Source organism: Kitasatospora sp. NPDC059160, assembly GCF_042755465.1.
In the GTDB taxonomy this organism is placed as follows: domain Bacteria; phylum Actinomycetota; class Actinomycetes; order Streptomycetales; family Streptomycetaceae; genus Kitasatospora.
Map to the genome: position 1 here is coordinate 65,095 of NZ_JBHZCN010000035.1, position 17,104 is coordinate 82,198.

13 protein-coding genes are annotated in these 17,104 nt (G+C 73.8%); 10 read left to right on the forward strand and 3 right to left on the reverse strand.

All coding sequences use genetic code 11. From position 1 onward, the window contains the following. Nucleotides 1–341 precede the first annotated feature (341 nt). The 4 genes from ppdK to ACFXOZ_RS17345 all read left to right on the forward strand — a co-directional run bounded on the left by ppdK (nt 342) and on the right by ACFXOZ_RS17345 (nt 4,573). Nucleotides 342–3,050 (forward strand): pyruvate, phosphate dikinase, encoded by a 2,709-nt coding sequence (ppdK, locus tag ACFXOZ_RS17330; RefSeq protein WP_375892521.1) that lies wholly within the window; start codon nt 342–344, stop codon nt 3,048–3,050. 143 nt (nt 3,051–3,193) lie between these two features. Further along, nucleotides 3,194–3,706 (forward strand): ribonuclease, encoded by a 513-nt coding sequence (locus tag ACFXOZ_RS17335; protein WP_375892523.1) that lies wholly within the window; start codon nt 3,194–3,196, stop codon nt 3,704–3,706. A 79-nt stretch (nt 3,707–3,785) separates the two neighbouring features. Then, nucleotides 3,786–4,262, forward strand: coding sequence for a hypothetical protein (locus tag ACFXOZ_RS17340; RefSeq protein WP_380591211.1), 477 nt, complete (start codon nt 3,786–3,788; stop codon nt 4,260–4,262). Continuing rightward, complete coding sequence (locus ACFXOZ_RS17345; protein WP_380591213.1) at nt 4,262–4,573, forward strand: transcriptional regulator; 312 nt, start codon at nt 4,262–4,264, stop codon at nt 4,571–4,573. The genes ACFXOZ_RS17340 and ACFXOZ_RS17345 overlap by 1 nt, the downstream gene beginning before the upstream one ends. 13 nt (nt 4,574–4,586) lie before the next feature. Here the strand turns inward: ACFXOZ_RS17345 and ACFXOZ_RS17350 are convergent, their stop codons facing one another. Further along, nucleotides 4,587–5,582, reverse strand: coding sequence for a hypothetical protein (locus tag ACFXOZ_RS17350; protein ID WP_380401656.1), 996 nt, complete (start codon nt 5,580–5,582; stop codon nt 4,587–4,589). A 111-nt stretch (nt 5,583–5,693) separates the two neighbouring features. Here ACFXOZ_RS17350 and ACFXOZ_RS17355 point away from each other — a divergent pair, with 111 nt between their 5' ends. Further along, complete coding sequence (locus ACFXOZ_RS17355; protein ID WP_380591216.1) at nt 5,694–6,932, forward strand: ADP-ribosylglycohydrolase family protein; 1,239 nt, start codon at nt 5,694–5,696, stop codon at nt 6,930–6,932. A gap of 15 nt (nt 6,933–6,947) precedes the next feature. Here ACFXOZ_RS17355 and ACFXOZ_RS17360 read toward each other — a convergent pair whose 3' ends face one another. Next, nucleotides 6,948–7,682 carry a GNAT family N-acetyltransferase gene (locus ACFXOZ_RS17360; protein WP_375892532.1) on the reverse strand — a complete coding sequence of 245 codons (735 nt, stop codon included), beginning with the start codon at nt 7,680–7,682 and terminating at the stop codon, nt 6,948–6,950. Nucleotides 7,683–8,370: 688 nt separating this feature from the next. Between ACFXOZ_RS17360 and ACFXOZ_RS17365 the strand changes: the two genes are divergently transcribed. From ACFXOZ_RS17365 to ACFXOZ_RS17385, 5 genes are all read left to right on the forward strand, one after another. Beyond that, entirely contained in the window at nt 8,371–9,315 is a 945-nt protein-coding gene (locus ACFXOZ_RS17365) for a PAC2 family protein (protein WP_360228636.1), read from the forward strand. Between the two features lie 187 nt (nt 9,316–9,502). Continuing rightward, nucleotides 9,503–10,522: an SGNH/GDSL hydrolase family protein gene (locus tag ACFXOZ_RS17370; RefSeq protein ID WP_380591219.1), complete on the forward strand. Its 1,020-nt coding sequence runs from the start codon at nt 9,503–9,505 to the stop codon at nt 10,520–10,522. Nucleotides 10,523–10,794: 272 nt separating this feature from the next. Next, complete coding sequence (locus ACFXOZ_RS17375) at nt 10,795–12,105, forward strand: deoxyguanosinetriphosphate triphosphohydrolase (RefSeq protein WP_375892536.1); 1,311 nt, start codon at nt 10,795–10,797, stop codon at nt 12,103–12,105. 136 nt (nt 12,106–12,241) lie between these two features. After that, entirely contained in the window at nt 12,242–14,158 is a 1,917-nt protein-coding gene (dnaG, locus tag ACFXOZ_RS17380; protein WP_380524906.1) for a DNA primase, read from the forward strand. A 147-nt stretch (nt 14,159–14,305) separates the two neighbouring features. Further along, a complete protein-coding gene (locus tag ACFXOZ_RS17385; RefSeq protein WP_380591222.1) occupies nt 14,306–15,499 on the forward strand; it encodes a sigma-70 family RNA polymerase sigma factor in 1,194 nt (397 codons plus the stop codon). On the opposite strand, the gene ACFXOZ_RS17390 is transcribed toward ACFXOZ_RS17385, so the two are convergent. Continuing rightward, a complete protein-coding gene (locus tag ACFXOZ_RS17390) occupies nt 15,487–16,722 on the reverse strand; it encodes a helix-turn-helix domain-containing protein (RefSeq protein WP_380591225.1) in 1,236 nt (411 codons plus the stop codon). The genes ACFXOZ_RS17385 and ACFXOZ_RS17390 overlap by 13 nt on opposite strands. Nucleotides 16,723–17,104: the final 382 nt, after the last annotated feature.

Below are 17,104 nucleotides of genomic sequence, written 5' to 3' on the forward strand. Positions count from 1 at the left end.
ACGGAATGGACAGGTCGAGCGTAGAACGCTTCCCGAAGCCGGTTCGACGCCGATCGGCCGATCCGGGTGCAGGAAATCAAGCCGGGGCAACGCGACCGACCCGCGGTCGCTACCCAGCGTCCGAATCGGGCGATCTTCCTGTTTCCCCGCCTTCAAGACTTGAATGCTGGCTCGCGTCAGGGGGACGATTTCACCAACAGAGGTGAACGCCTTTATGTGCATTCGATCTAGCGGGTTACCACTCGGTACCGGCCTCGTGTGGCCTATTCAGGGCAGAGAAGTGCCTTCGAAATGGGTATGTTCTCCGGCGTCAGGGCAACCGCGTACGAGGAGACCGACCCGTGCCGTCCCAGCAGAAGTTTGTTTACTCCTTCACCGAAGGAAACAAGGACCTCAAGGATCTTCTTGGCGGCAAGGGCGCGAACCTGGCCGAGATGACCAATCTGGGGCTCCCCGTCCCTCCGGGGTTCACCATCACCACCGAGGCCTGCAAGGTCTTCCTGGAGACCGGTAGCGAGCCGTCCTCCCTGCACGAGGAGATCAGCGCCCACCTGGACGCCCTCGAACAGGAGATGGGCAAGAAGCTCGGCCAGGCCGACAACCCGCTGCTGGTCTCCGTCCGTTCCGGTGCCAAGTTCTCCATGCCCGGCATGATGGACACGGTCCTGAACATCGGCCTCTCCGACGCCTCGGTGGTCGGCCTGGTCGCCCAGTCCGGCAACGAGCGCTTCGCCTGGGACTCCTACCGCCGCCTGGTCCAGATGTTCGGCAAGACCGTGCTGGGCGTCGAGGGCGAGCTGTTCGAGGAGGCCCTGGACGAGGCCAAGCACGCCAAGGGCACCGTCAACGACCTGGACCTGGACGCTTCCGACCTCCGGGAACTGGTCGAGGTGTTCAAGGGCATCGTCGAGCGCGAGACCGGCCGGGCCTTCCCGCAGGACCCGCGCGAGCAGATGGACCTCGCCGTCCACGCCGTCTTCCACTCCTGGAACGGCGACCGCGCCCGGCTGTACCGCCGCCAGGAGCGCATCCCGAACGACCTGGGCACCGCGGTCAACGTCTGCAGCATGGTCTTCGGCAACCTCGGCGAGGACTCCGGCACCGGCGTCGCCTTCACCCGCGACCCCTCCACCGGCGCCCAGGGCGTCTACGGCGACTACCTGTCCAACGCCCAGGGCGAGGACGTCGTCGCCGGCATCCGCAACACGCTGCAGCTGTCCGAGCTGGAGAAGCTCGACAAGAAGTCGTACGACGAGCTGATGGCGATCATGCAGAAGCTCGAGAACCACTACCGCGACCTCTGCGACATCGAGTTCACCATCGAGCGCGGCAAGCTCTGGATGCTCCAGACCCGGGTCGGCAAGCGCACCGCCGCGGCCGCCTTCCGGATCGCCGTCCAGCTGGTCGACCAGGGCCTGATCGACCTGGACGAGGCCCTGATGCGGGTCACCGGCGGCCAGCTGGCCCAGCTGATGTTCCCGCGCTTCGCCCCGACCGGTGAGTCCAAGCAGATCGGCTGGGGCCTGGCGGCCTCGCCCGGCGCCGCGATCGGCAAGGTCGTCTTCGACTCGTACACCGCCGTCAAGTGGTCCCGCTCCGGCGAGAAGGTCATCCTGGTCCGCCGCGAGACCAACCCGGACGACCTGGACGGCATGATCGCCGCCGAGGGCATCCTCACCTCGCGCGGCGGCAAGACCTCGCACGCCGCCGTCGTCGCCCGCGGCATGGGCAAGACCTGCGTCTGCGGCGCCGAGGAGCTGGAGGTCGACACCAAGGCCCGCAAGTTCACCACCGCCGACGGCCTGGTGGTGCACGAGGGCGACGTGGTCTCGATCGACGGCGCCAGCGGCAAGGTCTACCTCGGCGAGGTGCCCGTCCTGCCGTCCCCCGTGGTCGAGTACTTCGAGGGCACCCTGCACGCCGGCGCCGACGTCCAGGGCGGACTGGTCCAGGCCGTCCACCGGCTGATGTCGCACGCCGACGGCCGCCGCCGGCTCGCCGTGCGGGCCAACGCCGACAACGCCGAGGACGGCGGGCGCGCCCGCCGCTACGGCGCCCAGGGCATCGGCCTGTGCCGCACCGAGCACATGTTCCTCGGTGAGGAGCGCCGCAAGGAGGTCGAGCACCTGATCCTCGCGGACAACGACAAGGACCGCGAGCTCGCCCTCTCCACCCTGCTGCCGCTGCAGAAGGGCGACTTCCTGGAGCTCTTCCAGGCGATGGACGGGCTGCCCGTCACCGTGCGCCTGCTCGACCCGCCGCTGCACGAGTTCCTGCCGGACATCACCGAGCTGTCGGTGCGCGTCGCCCTCGCCGAGGCCCGCAAGGACCCGAACGAGAACGACCTGCGCCTGCTCCAGGCGGTGCACAAGCTGCACGAGCAGAACCCGATGCTCGGCCTGCGCGGCGTCCGCCTCGGCCTGGTCATCCCCGGCCTGTTCGGCATGCAGGTCCGGGCCATCGCCGAGGCCGCCGCCGAGCGCAGGCTGGCCGGTGGGGACCCGCGCCCCGAGGTGATGATCCCGCTGGTCGGCACCGTCCAGGAGCTGGAGCTGGTCCGCGATGAGTGCGAGCGGGTGCTCGCCGAGGTCGTCCAGTCCACCGGCGTCCCGCTGGACATCAAGCTCGGCACCATGATCGAGCTGCCGCGCGCCGCGGTGACCGCCGGTCAGATCGCCGAGGCCGCCGAGTTCTTCTCCTTCGGCACCAACGACCTCACCCAGACGGTCTGGGGCTTCTCCCGGGACGACGTGGAGGCCTCCTTCTTCACCGCCTACCTGGAGAAGGGCATCTTCGGGGTCTCCCCGTTCGAGACCATCGACCGGGACGGCGTCGGCTCGCTGGTCAAGCACGCCGTCGAGGCCGGCCGGGCCACCCGCCCCGACCTCAAGCTCGGCGTCTGCGGCGAGCACGGCGGCGACCCGGAGTCGGTGCACTTCTTCCACGAGGTGGGGCTGGACTACGTCTCCTGCTCCCCCTTCCGGATCCCGGTGGCGCGCCTGGAGGCAGGCCGCGCCGCCATCGAGACGGCGGGCAGCGACTCGCGCTGAGAGGGTAGGCATCCCCTACTCACGCGCGGGTACGACTGACCGCTCACCCTCCCGTCGGGAGGGCGTACACCGGAGCTCGGCGCAGGAGAACCGGCGTACGTGACACGGCCGCCCGGACGCCGCCGCCTGCCAAGCTGGACCGCATGACCAGAAGCAAGAGCCCGCTCGTCGTCGTGGCCGTCCTGATCCTGGCCGTGCTCGCCGGAGTCGGCTACCTGCTCGCCGGCAAGGGCGGCAGCAGCCACCCCAAGGCCGCCGCGAGCGCCACCACCACCACGGGCGCCACGGCCCCCAAGCCCTCGGCGCCCAAGCCGTCCCCGCCGGCCGGCGGCGCCCCCTCCGCGGCCGGCACCTGGGTGCCCGCCGACCCGGCGCTGGCCGACGTCTGCCGCACCAAGCTCCCCAGCCAGGCCCAGGACACCATCGGCCTGATCGCCAAGGGCGGCCCCTACCCGTACAACCGGGACGGCATCGTCTTCGAGAACCGCGAGAGCCGGCTGCCGAAGAAGGGCAACGGCTACTACCACGAGTTCACCGTGGTCACCCCGGGCTCCAACGACCGCGGCACCCGACGGGTCGTCACCGGCGGCGCGGGCGAGCAGTACTGGTCCGCCGACCACTACGCGACCTTCCAGGAGATCGACCCGCGCTGCTGAGCGGCGATTCCCGGAAAGTACTTTCCAACTCGGAAAGACGATGGCACAGTGGAGCCACCGTCACTTCCGAGGGGGAAGCATGAGTGACTCCGTTCCCACCCCGCCGCTGTCCGCCGCCGAGGCGCTGCGCCTGGCCGACCGGGCCGGCGCGGCCGCCCGGCGGCCGGGCGAGGTACCCCGCTGGTACGGGCCGGCCTTCGCCTTCGCGTTCGCCGCCTACGGCCTGGGGATCGGCCAGGCCGCCGAGACCGGGCAGTTCGTGATGATCGCCGTGCTCGCGGGCGGCTTCGCCGCCCTGACCGGCGTCCTCGCCCGGGTCGCCGTGCGCAGCGACGGCATCGTCCGCCGGGGCGTCCCGGACGGCATCGGCGGCCCGGTCGCCCTCGCGGTCCTCGCGGTCTGCGCCGCGTCGGCGGCCGGGATGCTGCTCGCCTGGCAGGCCGGCGGCGGCCCGCGCTGGATCGGCGGGGCCGCCGGGCTCGCGGCGGGCCTGACCTTCTGGGTGGGCACCGACCGGCTCAACCGCCGGGTCCGGCGCTCCCAGGAGGCCGGCTGATGCCCGCCGCCCTCGACCCGCTGCTCCAGCACGCCACCCGGCTGACCGTGCTCGCCTTCCTCGGCGCCTGCCGCGAGGCCGAGTTCGGCGCCGTCCGGGACCACTGCGAGGTCTCCGACTCCGTCCTCAGCAAGGCCGCCACCGCCCTGGAGGAGGCCGGCTACGTCACGGTGAAGAAGGGGTACGTCGGCAAGCGCCCGCGCACCTGGCTCGCCGCCACCGCCGCCGGTCGCGCCGCCCTCGCCGCCCACCTCGCCGAGCTCCAGCGGCTGGTCGCCGCCGCCGAGGCGGCCGGCGCCCGACATGCCTGAGGCGCCGCCGGGTTCACCGGGCCCGCCGCCAGCTGACCCGGCCGTGCGGGCCGTGCGGGCCGGTGGTGACCAGGGCGGTCAGCTCGTGCAGCACCGGCGCCGGGTCGCGGCGGAGCTGGACCGGGGTGGTGCGCACCACCGGCAGGCCGGCGCCGGCCAGCCGGTTGGCGCGGGCCAGCCCGCGTTCGTGGTCGGCCGGGCGCAGGTGGTAGGCGCGGGAGTCGATCTCCAGCGCCACGCAGGCGTGCGGCCAGTAGGCGTCCGGCACTGCCAGGAAGCGGCCGTCCAGGAACAGCACCGGATTCCACAACGGCTCCGGCAGCCCCGCGTGGGCGAGCAGCTCGCGCGCCTCGCCCTCCACCACCGAGCGCACCCCGGCGGTGAGGTCCTCCACCACCCGGGCCACCTGCGGCAGCGCCAGTGCTCCCGGCCGGGCGAGCAACTGGTCCAGCAGCTCGCCGAGTTCGCAGTGCCGCCGCTGCACCGCCTCGGCGCACAGCGCCCGGAACCGGCGCTGCCCGGTCTCCCTCGGCGCCAGATCCGCCAGCGCCCGCGCGACCGGGGCGCTCCACAGCCCGTCGTCCCGCTCGAAGCCGCCCGGCATCACCCCGGACGACCGGTGGATCCGGACGAACTCCCGCTCCCTGACCCGGCGTTGGCCGGGAATCAGGACGTCGACCTCGGTCAGGTCGGCCGGGTGCCCGGCGCTCGGCAGCCCGGCGTCCGCCAGTACCGCGAACCCGGTCAGCAGCACCTCGCCGGGCTGCTCCTGCCGCCCCTTCGGACTCGCGTACGCCAGGGCCGCCCGGAGTTTCTGATGGCTCGTCAACCTCCCGTTCTGCAGGCAGATCACCCGCGGCAGCACCTGCTGCCAGGGCCCGCCCGGCCGCAGCCGGTGGGCGATCGTGCCGGACGGCACGCCGAGCCGGCGCAGCTGCGCCCGGGTGGCGATGTGCTGCTGGTCGGCGCCGAGCAGGGCGACGGGGTCGAGCGGATGCGCGCGGGTCATACCCCGGTGCTGCCCGCCCGGATCGGAGGTATGCGAAACATCCCTCGTCAGGGGCGTTCCGGTAACGATGTTGACGAATCGGAGGCCGATCCGCTGTGCTGGAGGCACATGATGACCGAACCCAACGGCCCCGCGCTGGACGCGCTCAACGGCCTCTCCGTCGGTGACGCCCTCGGCGCCCAGTTCTTCGTCCCGGAAACCGCCCGGGCCCACTTCGCCTCCCGCACCGAACCGCCCGGCCCCTGGCCGTGGACCGACGACACCGAGATGGCCTGCTCGGTGTACGCCGCCCAGCGCGAACGCGGCGCGATCGACACCTTCGACCTCACCCACGCCTTCGCCCGCCGCCACGACTTCGACCGCGGCTACGGCCCGGCCGCCAACCGGCTGCTCCGACTGGTCCGCGAGGGCGGCGACGCCGGGGCCCTCGCCGCCGAACTCTTCGACGGCCAGGGCTCGTACGGCAACGGCGCCGCGATGCGGGTCGCCCCGCTGGGGGCGGCGTACGCGGACGACCCCGCCGCCGTGGTCCGGCCCGCCGCCGACACCGCAGTGATCACCCACACCCACCCCCAGGCGGTGGACGGCACGATCGCGGTCGCGGTGGCCGCCGCGTACGCGGTGCGGGCGCGGACCGGGCCGATGGCGCCGGAGGCCTTCCTGGAGGCGGTGGTCGAGCTCACCCCGTACGGCGTCCTGCGCGACGCGCTCGCCGAGGCCGTCCGACTGCTCGCCGAACCGGATGCCCGGGCCGTTGCCCGACTGCTCGGCAACGGCAGCCGGACCTCGGCCGCCGACACCGTCCCGTACGCCCTGTGGTGCGCCGCCCGCCACCTCACCGACTACCGGGCCGCCGTGTGGGAGGCGATCGCGGCCGGCGGCGACATGGACACCGTGGCCGCGATCACCGGGGGAGTGGTGGCCGCTCACACCGGCACCCACGGCATCCCGGCCGCCTGGCTGGCCGCCCGCGAACCGCTGCCCGGCTGGGCGTTCCCCGAGCCGGGCAGCGTTCGGGCGGGTTCCGCGGACGCCTCGCACCTCAAGCCGCTGCGACTGCCCCGGCCCTGTCCGGTGCCGGACCTCGTCTGGACCGAGGAGCAGTGGCGGGCGGTGAGGTCGGGGCGGATCACCGGGGACGTCGACGGACGGTGGATGTTCCACACCGCCGAGGGCGTCCTGCACCTGCACCGCAGCTGGACCGGCTTCGAGATCTGGCGGGTGCGGGTGGCCCCGGTCAGGGGCGGCGGCTGGCGGCCGGTGTCCGCGCTGGTCGAGGCGCACCCCGGGCACTACCGGGGCGAGCCCCGGGTACCCGAAGGCCTCCTGCGCATGGTGGCCGAGGGCTGAACCCCCGGTCCCGGCTCAGGCGGTGATCATCAGCTGCCCGGCGCCACTGCCGCCCTGTCTAAGACACTCCTGGTTGATCGCCGGATCCGGGGCGCTCGGCGAGGTGGCGGCGGCGATCCGCAGCTCGATGATGTCGCGCACGGCCGGCCACTCGTCCTCCAGGATCGAGTAGAACGCGGTCGAGCGCACCACCCCGTCCAGCCCGCGCGAGTGCGCCCGGCGGACCCCCTCGGAGGTCGCGCCGAGCCGTTCGATGGCGGCCCGGGAGCGCAGGTTGCGGGCGTCCGCGCGCAGCGAGATCCGCTGCACGCCCCAGGTCTCGAAGGCGTACCGGAGCATGAGCAGCTTGGCCTCGGTGTTGATGCCGGTGCCCTGGGCGCGCGGGGAGAGCCAGGTGTTGCCGATCTCGGCGGCGTCCGGGACGGCCGTGGCCGGATCACCGAACGGCACGCCGGGCACCGGCGGCCACACCATGGGGCCCTGCCAGTAGTCGAGTTCCAGGAACCGGGTGGAGCCGACCACCCGGCCGTCGGCGACGTTCACCGTCGCGAACGGCAGCGACCGGCCCGCGGCCTGGTCGGCGAGGGCGCGCGCGATGTAGTCGCGGGCCGCTTCCGGACCGTGCGGGACGGGGGTGAAGGCATAGGTCGTACGGTCCTCGGCGCCGGCCGCGGCGATGGCCTCGGCGTGGTGGGCGGCGAGGGGCTCCAACCGAACGGTGCGGCCGGTGAGGAAGACAGGTGCTGGCACGGAACCTTGGTCCTTCATCGGTCGTAGGGCGCATCCGGCGCCGGGGTGCGGCACGGGCTGCGGTGGACGAGGGGTTCGCCCCGGCCCGGTTTCCGGCTCCGGGTACCCGTGTGCGCCGGAGGATTCCGGTCGGATGGGGCGGAGCGGCGGCCCGGAACGGGCGGCGAGGGTGCCGGAACGGACACGGATCCTCGGACCGGTCCGGCGGGAACAGCGAGCGGGACAGTGTGCGTCCGCGAAATGGCCGAAGAGGTAACGAGTGCGCGAAGGGAAGCAGGCGGCCAGGTGAAGGCAAGATGCGTCGTGGGTGTCTGACCGAGCAGCGATCCGGGTCGTGATCGACGGCGTTACGGACGACGTGACGACGACGCGACGATGCGAGGCAGCGAGAGGACGATACCCGCCAGAAGGCGGTGCGTCACTTCGCGGCACCCGAATGTCGGCGCGGGCCGCCACCGCGCGCCCCGGACGGGGCTGTTGAACGCCCGTGAACAGGGGTTTTACCCCCGGGTGCGATCATGGTCCGGAGCGGTCGGCGACGGTCCCCGAGCGTGTTGCCGGGCGGGTCGCGGGGCGGGCCGTCCGCGAGAGCGGTCGGCCGGAACGGGAATTCCCGCGCGTCCCGGCACGCTGGACAAGGCGAGAGCCGGTCGGAGCGGGACGAGCAGAGAACGGGGAAGGGTGCGCGGTGCGAGACTTCCAGGCGCTGTACGAGCTGGATGAGCGGGGCGTGGCCGCCGTGGCCGAGGCCAACGCGGAGCTGCGCGACACCGGCGCCGGCCTGGTGCTGCTCCAGCACTTCGAGGGCTTCATGGACGCCGGCGAGGCGGGCGCCCAGGTGGTGGCCCACCTGCTGGAGACGGGCTCCCCCCAGGTGGTGGCCCGCTTCGACCACGACCGCCTGGTCGACTACCGGGCCCGCCGCCCCGCGATGGTCTTCGACCACGACCACTGGTCCTCCTACGACCCGCCGGAGATCCTGCTCCAGCTGGTCCGCGACGCCGCCGGAGCCCCGTTCCTGCTGCTCACCGGCCCCGAGCCGGACGTCGAGTGGGAGCGCTTCGCGCGCGCCGTCCGGGAGCTGGTGGAGCGCTTCGAGGTCCGGCTCAGCCTGGACTTCCACGGCATCCCGATGGGCGTGCCGCACACCCGCCCGGTCGGCCTGACGCCGCACGGCAACCGGCTCGACCTCGCGCCGGGGTACCCGCAGTGGTTCGAGCAGGCGCAGGTCCCGGGCAGCGCCCAGGCCCTGCTGGAGTACCGCCTGGCCGAGGCCGGGCACGACGTGCTGGGCTTCGCCGTGCACGTCCCCCACTACGTGGCCCGTTCGGCCTACCCGGCGGCCGCCGTGCTGATCCTGGAGGCCGTGCAGTCCGCCACCGGACTGGTGCTGCCCGGCACCCGGCTGCGCGAGCGGACGGGCGAGGTGTACGCCGACATCGAGGAGCAGCTGGCCCAGGGCGACGGCGAGTTGCGCTCCGCCATCCGTGGCATGGAGGGCCAGTACGACGCGGTCGCGGGCGCCGAGGGCCGGGAGAGCCTGCTGGCCGAGCCGGTCGACCTGCCGTCCGCGGACGAGCTGGGGCGGCGCTTCGAGCAGTTCCTCGCCGAGCACGAACGCGGCGCGGAGTAACGGGAACGGGGCAACGGGAACGGGGCAACGGGAACGCAGTGACGGGAGCGGAGTCGCCGGAACGGCGTAACGCCGACGCCGTGGCGGGAGTCATCGGCGCCGCCCGTACGTTGAGCCGTGCGGTGCCCGGGGGGACCGGCCGCCGCGTACGCAGCTGCCCGTGACCCGCACCCCCAGGGGGGACGCCATGCCCAGGACCACCCGCCCGTCGACCGTCGCGACGGCCCTCTCGGCCGCCCTGCTGCTGGCCGCCCTGGCCGGGTGCGGCGGCGGGTCGGACGGACCGGACGGCTCCGACCGGGGCTTCGCGGGCGCCCTGCCCGGTCGCGCCCCGGCCGGTGCGACCCCGACCCCCACCCCGACGCCGACCCCCACCCCGCCGCCCGCCGCCCCGTACGTGGCGCTCGGCGACTCGTACACCGCCGGGCCCCGGATCGCCCCGCAGGTCGGCGACCCGGCCGGCTGCGCCCGCTCCGGGGTCAACTACCCCTCCCTGCTGGCGAAGGCGCTCGGGGTGGCGCCCGGGCAGTTCCGGGACGTCAGCTGCAGCGGCGCCCGCACCGGGGACCTCAGGAGCCCGCAGAAGACCGCCGACGGCCCCAACCCGGCCCAGCTGGACGCGCTGACCCCGGACACCCGGCTGGTCACCGTGGGCATCGGCGGCAACGACGCCGGTTTCAAGGAGGTCGTCACCGAGTGCGCCAAGGCCACCCTGGCGGACGCGGTGAAGGACCTGGTCGGCGAGGACCGCGCGGCCGCGCCCTGCCGGGAGCACTACGCCTCCGGCGGCACCGACGAGGTGCGGGCCCGGGTCGACGCGGCCGGCGAGCGGCTCGGCGAGGTCCTCCGGGAGATCGGGCGCCGCTCCCCGCGGGCCCGGGTGTACGTGGTCGGCTACCCGGCCCTGCTCCCGGCCGACCCGGCGGGCTGCCGGGCGACCCTGGGCACCACGGTCGCGGCGGCCGACCTCGGCTTCCTCACCGAGAAGGAGCAGCAGCTCAACGGGATGCTCAAGCAGCGCGCGGAGGCCGCCGGGGCGGTGTTCGTGGACACCGCCGGGCCCTCGGCCGGGCACGACATGTGCGCGGGGGAGGACGCCCGCTGGATCGAGCCGCCGTTCCCGGCCCACGGCCTCACCCCGGTCCACCCCAACGCCAAGGGGGAGGAGGGGGTGGCCGCCGCGCTGCTCAAGGCCGTCCGGGGCTGAGGCTGCCGCAGACCGTGCCGCCGACCGCGTTGGTCGGCGGCACGTGGTGATGGATCCACGGATCCGCACTCTGCGCCTCACGTGGGGCACGCCTCCCGCGTCAGTGGGACGGCGTACCGTGAGTGCCATGTGACTCCGCCTCTCCGCGATGACGGAGCGGCTTCTCACTCGGCTCTGGGAGCCTCATGACGGTCAAGCCCTGACCGCTGCCCGAGGACAGGTGGCCGAGTATATGTCACTCCGCGCGCCCGGCCGACTACGCAAGGAAGTGGATGGACGACACCACGCACCGCCTCGCCGCCCCGCTCCCGTACGACCACGCCGCCGAGGCCCGCTGGGTCCCCGAACCGGACAAGCGTCCCGGCCGCACCGCCTTCCAGCGCGACCGCGCCCGGGTGCTGCACTCCGCCGCACTGCGCCGGCTGGCCGGCACCACCCAGGTGGTGGCCCCGATGCGCAGCGACTTCCCGCGCACCCGGCTCACCCACTCGCTCGAATGCGCCCAGGTCGGCCGGGAACTGGGCGCCGCCCTCGGCTGCGACCCGGACCTGGTGGAGACCGGCTGCCTGGCCCACGACATCGGCCACCCGCCCTTCGGCCACACCGGCGAGGAGGCCCTCGACCAGGCCGCCGAGGCCTGCGGCGGCTTCGAGGGCAACGCCCAGTCGCTGCGCATCCTGACCCGGCTCGAACCCAAGCGGTTCGCGCCGGCGGAGGAGCAGCCGGCCTCCCGGCTCGCCCCCTGGCCCGGGCGCAGCGTCGGCCTCAACCTGAGCCGGGCCGCCCTGGACGCGGCCACCAAGTACCCGTGGACCAAGGGCGCCCACCCGACCGACCCGGCCTCGCCCAAGTACGGCGTCTACGCCGACGACCTGCCGGTCTTCCGCTGGCTGCGGGCCGGCTCCCCGGCCGGGCGCAAGTGCTTCGAGGCCACCGTCATGGACTGGTCCGACGACGTCGCCTACTCCACCCACGACGTCGAGGACGGCCTCCAGGCCGGCCACATCGACCCGGCCGCGCTGCGCGCCCCCGGCGAGCGCGCCGACCTGTTCAAGGTCGCCGAGCGCTACGCCCCGGACGCCGAGCCGGAGGAGCTCTCCGCCGCCCTGGACCGGCTGCTGGCCCAGGACTTCTGGCCGCAGGGCTACGACGGCACCGCGCGTGCCCGGGCCGGGCTCAAGGACCTCACCAGCCAGCTGATCGGCCGCTTCTGCCTGGCCGCCGAGCAGGCCACCCGCGCCCGCTACGGCCCCGGCCGGCTGACCCGCTACACCGCCGAGCTGGTGGTGCCGCGGGAGGTCCGGCTGGAGGTCGCGGTGCTCAAGGCCGTCGCCGTCCTCTACGTGATGATGCGCGACGAGCAGGCCCAGCTGCGGGCCCGCCAGCGGATCGTGATCGCCGAGCTGGCGTACGTGCTGAACCAGCGCGCCCCCGAGGGGCTGGACCCGGTCTTCACCGCGATGTACCACGAGGCCGAGGACGACCGCGCCGCCCTGCGCACCGTGATCGACCAGATCGCCACCCTCACGGACGCCTCGGCGCTGGCCCTGCACGGCAGGCTGGTCGGGGCCTCCTGGACCTGACGCCCACGTCAGGCCACGTGAGGCCCACGTCACGCCCGCCCGGCGCGGCCCGGGCCCGGACCCGGGCCGCGGCCCCGGCCGGAACCCGGCCGGCAGCCCCGGCTCGAAACCCCGGCCGCCCCAGTAGACTTCCGGGGTGGCCGGGCGGATCAGGGACGAAGACGTACAAGCGGTGCGCAGCGCACTGCCGATCGACGCGGTGGTCGGCGACTACGTACAGCTGACCAACGGTGGCGGTGGCGAGTACAAGGGCGTCTGCCCCTTCCACGACGAGAAGTCCGCCTCCTTCTACGTCAACCCCGCCAAGGGCGTCTTCCACTGCTTCGGCTGCCAGGAGAACGGCGACACCATCGCCTTCCTGATGAAGATCGAGCACTTCACCTTCGCCGAGGCCGTCGAGCGGATGGCGGCCCAGGCCGGCATCACGCTGCGCTACGAGGAGGGCGGCTACAGCCCCCGCCACCAGCAGGGCGAGCGGACCCGGCTGGTCGAGGCGCACAAGGTGGCCTCCGCCTGGTACCAGGAGCAGCTGGCCTCGGCGGAGGCGGAGATCGGCCGCCGCTTCCTGGCCGAGCGCGGCTTCGACGAGGAGGCCGCGAAGACCTTCGGGGTGGGCTACGCCCCGGCGGGGTGGGAGCACCTGGTCCGCTACCTGCGCGGCAAGGGGTTCAGCGACAAGGAGATCCTCCAGGGCGGCCTGGCCTCGCAGGGGCAGCGCGGGGGTCTGATCGACCGCTTCCGGGGCCGGCTGGTGTGGCCGATCCGGGACATCGCGGGCGAGGTGGTCGGGTTCGGCGCCCGCCGGCTGCGCGAGGACGACAACGGTCCGAAGTACCTGAACACCCCCGAGACGCCGATCTACAAGAAGTCCCACGTGCTGTACGGCATCGACCTGGCGAAGAAGGAGATCGCCAAGTCGGGCCGCGCGGTGGTGGTCGAGGGCTACACCGACGTGATGGCCTGCCACCTGGCCGGGGTCACCTCGGCGGTGGCGACCTGCGGCACGGCGTTCGCCGAGGACCACATCAAGATCATCCGTCGGCTGCTGATGGACACCTCCCAGTACCGCGGCGAGACGGTCTTCACCTTCGACGGCGACGCGGCCGGCCAGAAGGCCGCGCTGCGCGCCTTCGAGGACGACCAGAAGTTCGCCGCCAAGACCTCCATCGCGGTCAGCCCGGGCGGCATGGACCCCTGCGACCTGCGGCTGGCCCAGGGCGACGAGGCGGTCCGGCAGCTGATCGACCACCCCGTCCCGCTGTTCGAGTTCGCGCTGAACACGGCGGTCGCCAAGCACCGGGTCGAGACCCCCGAGGGGCAGGCCGCCGCGATGGAGGAGGCCGCCCTGATCGTCGCGAAGATCAAGGACCCGTCGATCCGGCACGGCTACGCGATCCGGCTGGCCGGCATGGTCGGGGTGAACCCGGGCGACGAGCAGTTCGTGGTCCGCCGGATCTCCCAGCTGGCCCGCTGGGAGCGGGAGAAGCAGCAGAACCCCCGCGCCAACGGCCAGCAGCGCCGCACCGAGCAGCCCGTCGCGGTGCCGGGCCCGGCCAGGCCCGCGTTCCGGCTCAACCCGCGGGACCCGGCCCAGTTCGTCGAGCGGGAGCTGCTCAAGCTGGCGCTCCAGCACCCGGAGCTGGTCAGCCCGGCCTTCGACCAGTACGGCGACGACGAGTTCCCGACCCCGCCGTACACCGCCGTCCGGCAGGCCATCGCCAAGGCCGGCGGCACCGGGTACGGGGCGGCCGCGCCCGACTTCACCGGCGCGGTGCGCGAGGCCTCCCCGGACGACCAGGTGCGCTCGCTGGTGACCGAGCTGACCGTCGAACCGGTGCGCTCGCTGCGCAAGGCGGACGCGGTCTACGCGGGGGAGTTCCTGGTCAAGCTGCGCCTGCTGGCCGTCGACCGGCGGATCGCCGAGGTCCGCGGCTACCTCCAGCGGCTGGGCCACCGGGCGGACGCCGAGCAGCTGCACGCGGTGCAGACCGAGCTGTGGCAGCTCCAGCAGTACGGCGACCAGCTCAAGAGCCGGGGCGCCGGGGCGTTGTAGCGGGTTCTCCGGCGCGAACGGCCCCGGGAAGTCCCGCACAGAAAGTCGGCGCACGAGTCTCGGCCACGGAGCGTGGCGTACCCCACACTGGAGGGCGTCCCACCTCCGTACAGCGCGGGTCCGCCAGAGTCGCGCCCGCCCCGAGGGATGCCCGTGGACCGAGGCCTTGCCGCAGCGACCACCGCCACCAGACGAGCCGAGCCGACCGGACGGGCCGAGCCCACCGGACGAGCCGAACCGACCGGACGGGCCGGGCCCGCCGGGCCGCCGACCGGGGAGCAGGAGGCCGACCACGGCCGGGCCGGGGCCGCGCCCCCGGGCCCACGGGTCCCCGCCCAGGAGCGGCCGGAGGGCCACCCCGACAGCCCGGAGGCGGCGGCCGAGCCGGACCTCGACGACGAGGGCCCCGCCGAGCGCTCCGAGGGCGGCGGTCCGGCCGCCGACCTGCTGCGCCAGTACCTGCGCGAGATCGGCCGGATCCGGCTCCTCACCGCCGTCGAGGAGGTCGAACTGGCCCGCCGGATCGAGGCCGGACTGTTCGCCGAGGAGCAGCTGAACGGGGACCCGCCGCCGCCCGACCCGCTGGCCGGCGAACTGGACTCCCTGGTGGTCCTCGGCCGGATCGCCAAGCGCCGCCTGATCGAGGCGAACCTGCGCCTGGTGGTGTCCGTCGCCAAGCGCTACGTCGGCCGCGGGCTGACCCTGCTGGACCTGGTCCAGGAGGGCAACCTGGGCCTGATCCGGGCGGTGGAGAAGTTCGACTACGCCCGCGGCTACAAGTTCTCGACGTACGCGACCTGGTGGATCCGGCAGGCGATGAGCCGGGCGCTGGCGGACCAGGCCCGGACGATCCGGGTGCCGGTGCACGTGGTGGAGCTGATCAACCGGGTGGTCCGGGTGCAGCGCGCGCTGCTGCAGGAGCGCGGTCTGGAGCCCAGCCCGGCCGACATCGGCACCGCCCTGGAGCTCACCGAGGTGCGGGTCCGCGAGCTGCTCCGGCTGGCCCAGGAGCCGATCTCGCTGCACACCCCGGTCGGGGAGGAGGACGACGTCGCGCTCGGTGACCTGATCGAGGACGCCGACGCCGCCTCACCCGCCGAGTCGGCGACCTTCCTGCTGCTGCGCCAGCACCTGGACGCCGTGCTGGCGACCCTGGGCGAACGGGAACGCCAGGTCGTCCAGCTCCGCTACGGCCTGGACGACGGCCGCCCGCGCACGCTGGAGGAGATCGGCTCGGTGTTCGGCGTGACCCGGGAGCGGATCCGGCAGATCGAGTCCAAGACGCTGGTCAAGCTCCGCGACCACGCCTCCGCCGAGCAGCTGCGCGGCTACCTCGACTGACCGGGCGGGGACGCGGCCGGGCTCGGCGAGACCTGCTCGGCCGACGGTGCCTGGGTCGCGCCCTGCGCCGGGTCGGCCGAAGCCGGTGCCGAGGCCGAGTCGCTCGGCGTGGCCCCGGCGCCCGGGGGCGGCGAGGCGGGGCCGATCGGGATCGGGGTGGAGGCCACCACCCTGGCCAGGTCGGTGACGGTCCCGGTGCAGTCGTGCCCGGCCGGCTGGGTGCCGCAGACCTGGAAGCCGATCGAGGGGTCGGCCGCGTTCAGCATCGGCGAGTAGTTGTCGTAGCCCCAGTGGATCATCGCGGTCTCGCTGTCCCCGGTGGTGTCGGTGATCACCGCGAAGTCCTTGGGCTCGCCCTCGGAGATCGCCGCCCAGGCGGCCTGGCAGGTCTGGCTGTAGCGGAGGTAGACGACGACCTTGCCGATGACCTGGGTCTGCAGCGTGCGCGCGTCCCTGCCGCAGCCAGTGGTCTTGGGGTCCTTGTGGGCGCAGCCGAGGGCCCGGCAGTCGGGGGCGCCCGCCACGGCCGCCGTGGTCGGGGCGGTCCTGCCGGTGGCCGAGGTGCTCGGGGCCGGACCGTCGGCGGCCGAGGCCTGGTCGTCGTGCCGGCTGAGGTGCAGCCCGGCCAGCACCAGCAGCAGTGCCAGCACGGCCGCACCGGCGACCAGGGCCGCGGGACGGCGCCACCAGGCGACGGCGGGTTCGTCCGCGCATTCGTCGGTGGTCTCGGCGGCCGGCCCGTCGGCGGCTCCGGCGACCGGTCCGGCGGTCGGGTCGTCGCTGGGCTCGGCGGTTTCGGCGGGCTCGGCGGCCGGTTCGGACGGGTCGGTCCCGGGGACCGACCCGTCGTCGGTCGGCGCCGGCTCCGCGCTCCGGTCCCCGGGCTCCCCGCCCGGGTCCTCGGTCTTCGGGGCCACGGCCTCCCGTGCCACGGCTTCCTGGGCCACGGTCCCCGGGACCACGGGGACGGCCGCCCGCTGCCGGAGCCGGCGCAGCACCACCGGGTCGCAGTCGACCGCCCTGATCAGCGCCTCCAGCGCCTGCTCGGTGACCACCCGCTTGCCGTTCAGCCAGCGCTCCCAGGAGGCCCGGCTGTAGTGGGTCCGGGTGGCGAGCTCGGACAGTGACAGTCCGGCGTCGTCCTTGAGCTTGCGGAGCTCCTCGGCCAGCAGGCGGGCGGGCTCGGACAGCTCCTCGGGCAGGTCCTTCCAGACGGAAGCCAACGCGGTCCTCCATGAGTCGCGGGACGGGACGACGGTGGGACGGGGCGGGAGGTGCACGCCCGGTCCGGCCGTTCGGCGTCTCCTCGTTCTCCAACCTCAGCGGCCCGGTGTCCCAAACTCCAGGTCATGGCGTTGAGACGGACGGAAGTGTCTCACAACCCCCCGGAACCATCGAACAGTCATGTGTTCGTCGTGCAGAGTTCTCCCTGCCGGTGCGTTCCACCGACCGGCCGTTTCGTTCGGGCCCCCGGCCGGTCGGCCGTGGTCGGCCCGATACGGAGTCCCGGATCCCCCACCGGTCGTGGCAGCCTCACGGGGGGAGGCTGCCCCGACCGACCGGGACCACCCGGTGGGAGGGCGCTTCCCCTGCGCCCTCCCACCG

Coding starts and splice junctions, on each gene's coding strand:
- ACFXOZ_RS17335 (WP_375892523.1), top strand. CDS start 3,194: ATGACCAGAAGCAAGAGCCCGCTCGTCGTCGTGGCCGTCCTGATCCTG.
- ACFXOZ_RS17340 (WP_380591211.1), top strand. CDS start 3,786: ATGAGTGACTCCGTTCCCACCCCGCCGCTGTCCGCCGCCGAGGCGCTG.
- ACFXOZ_RS17345 (WP_380591213.1), top strand. CDS start 4,262: ATGCCCGCCGCCCTCGACCCGCTGCTCCAGCACGCCACCCGGCTGACC.
- ACFXOZ_RS17350 (WP_380401656.1), bottom strand. CDS start 5,582: ATGACCCGCGCGCATCCGCTCGACCCCGTCGCCCTGCTCGGCGCCGAC.
- ACFXOZ_RS17355 (WP_380591216.1), top strand. CDS start 5,694: ATGACCGAACCCAACGGCCCCGCGCTGGACGCGCTCAACGGCCTCTCC.
- ACFXOZ_RS17370 (WP_380591219.1), top strand. CDS start 9,503: ATGCCCAGGACCACCCGCCCGTCGACCGTCGCGACGGCCCTCTCGGCC.
- ACFXOZ_RS17375 (WP_375892536.1), top strand. CDS start 10,795: ATGGACGACACCACGCACCGCCTCGCCGCCCCGCTCCCGTACGACCAC.
- ACFXOZ_RS17385 (WP_380591222.1), top strand. CDS start 14,306: ATGCCCGTGGACCGAGGCCTTGCCGCAGCGACCACCGCCACCAGACGA.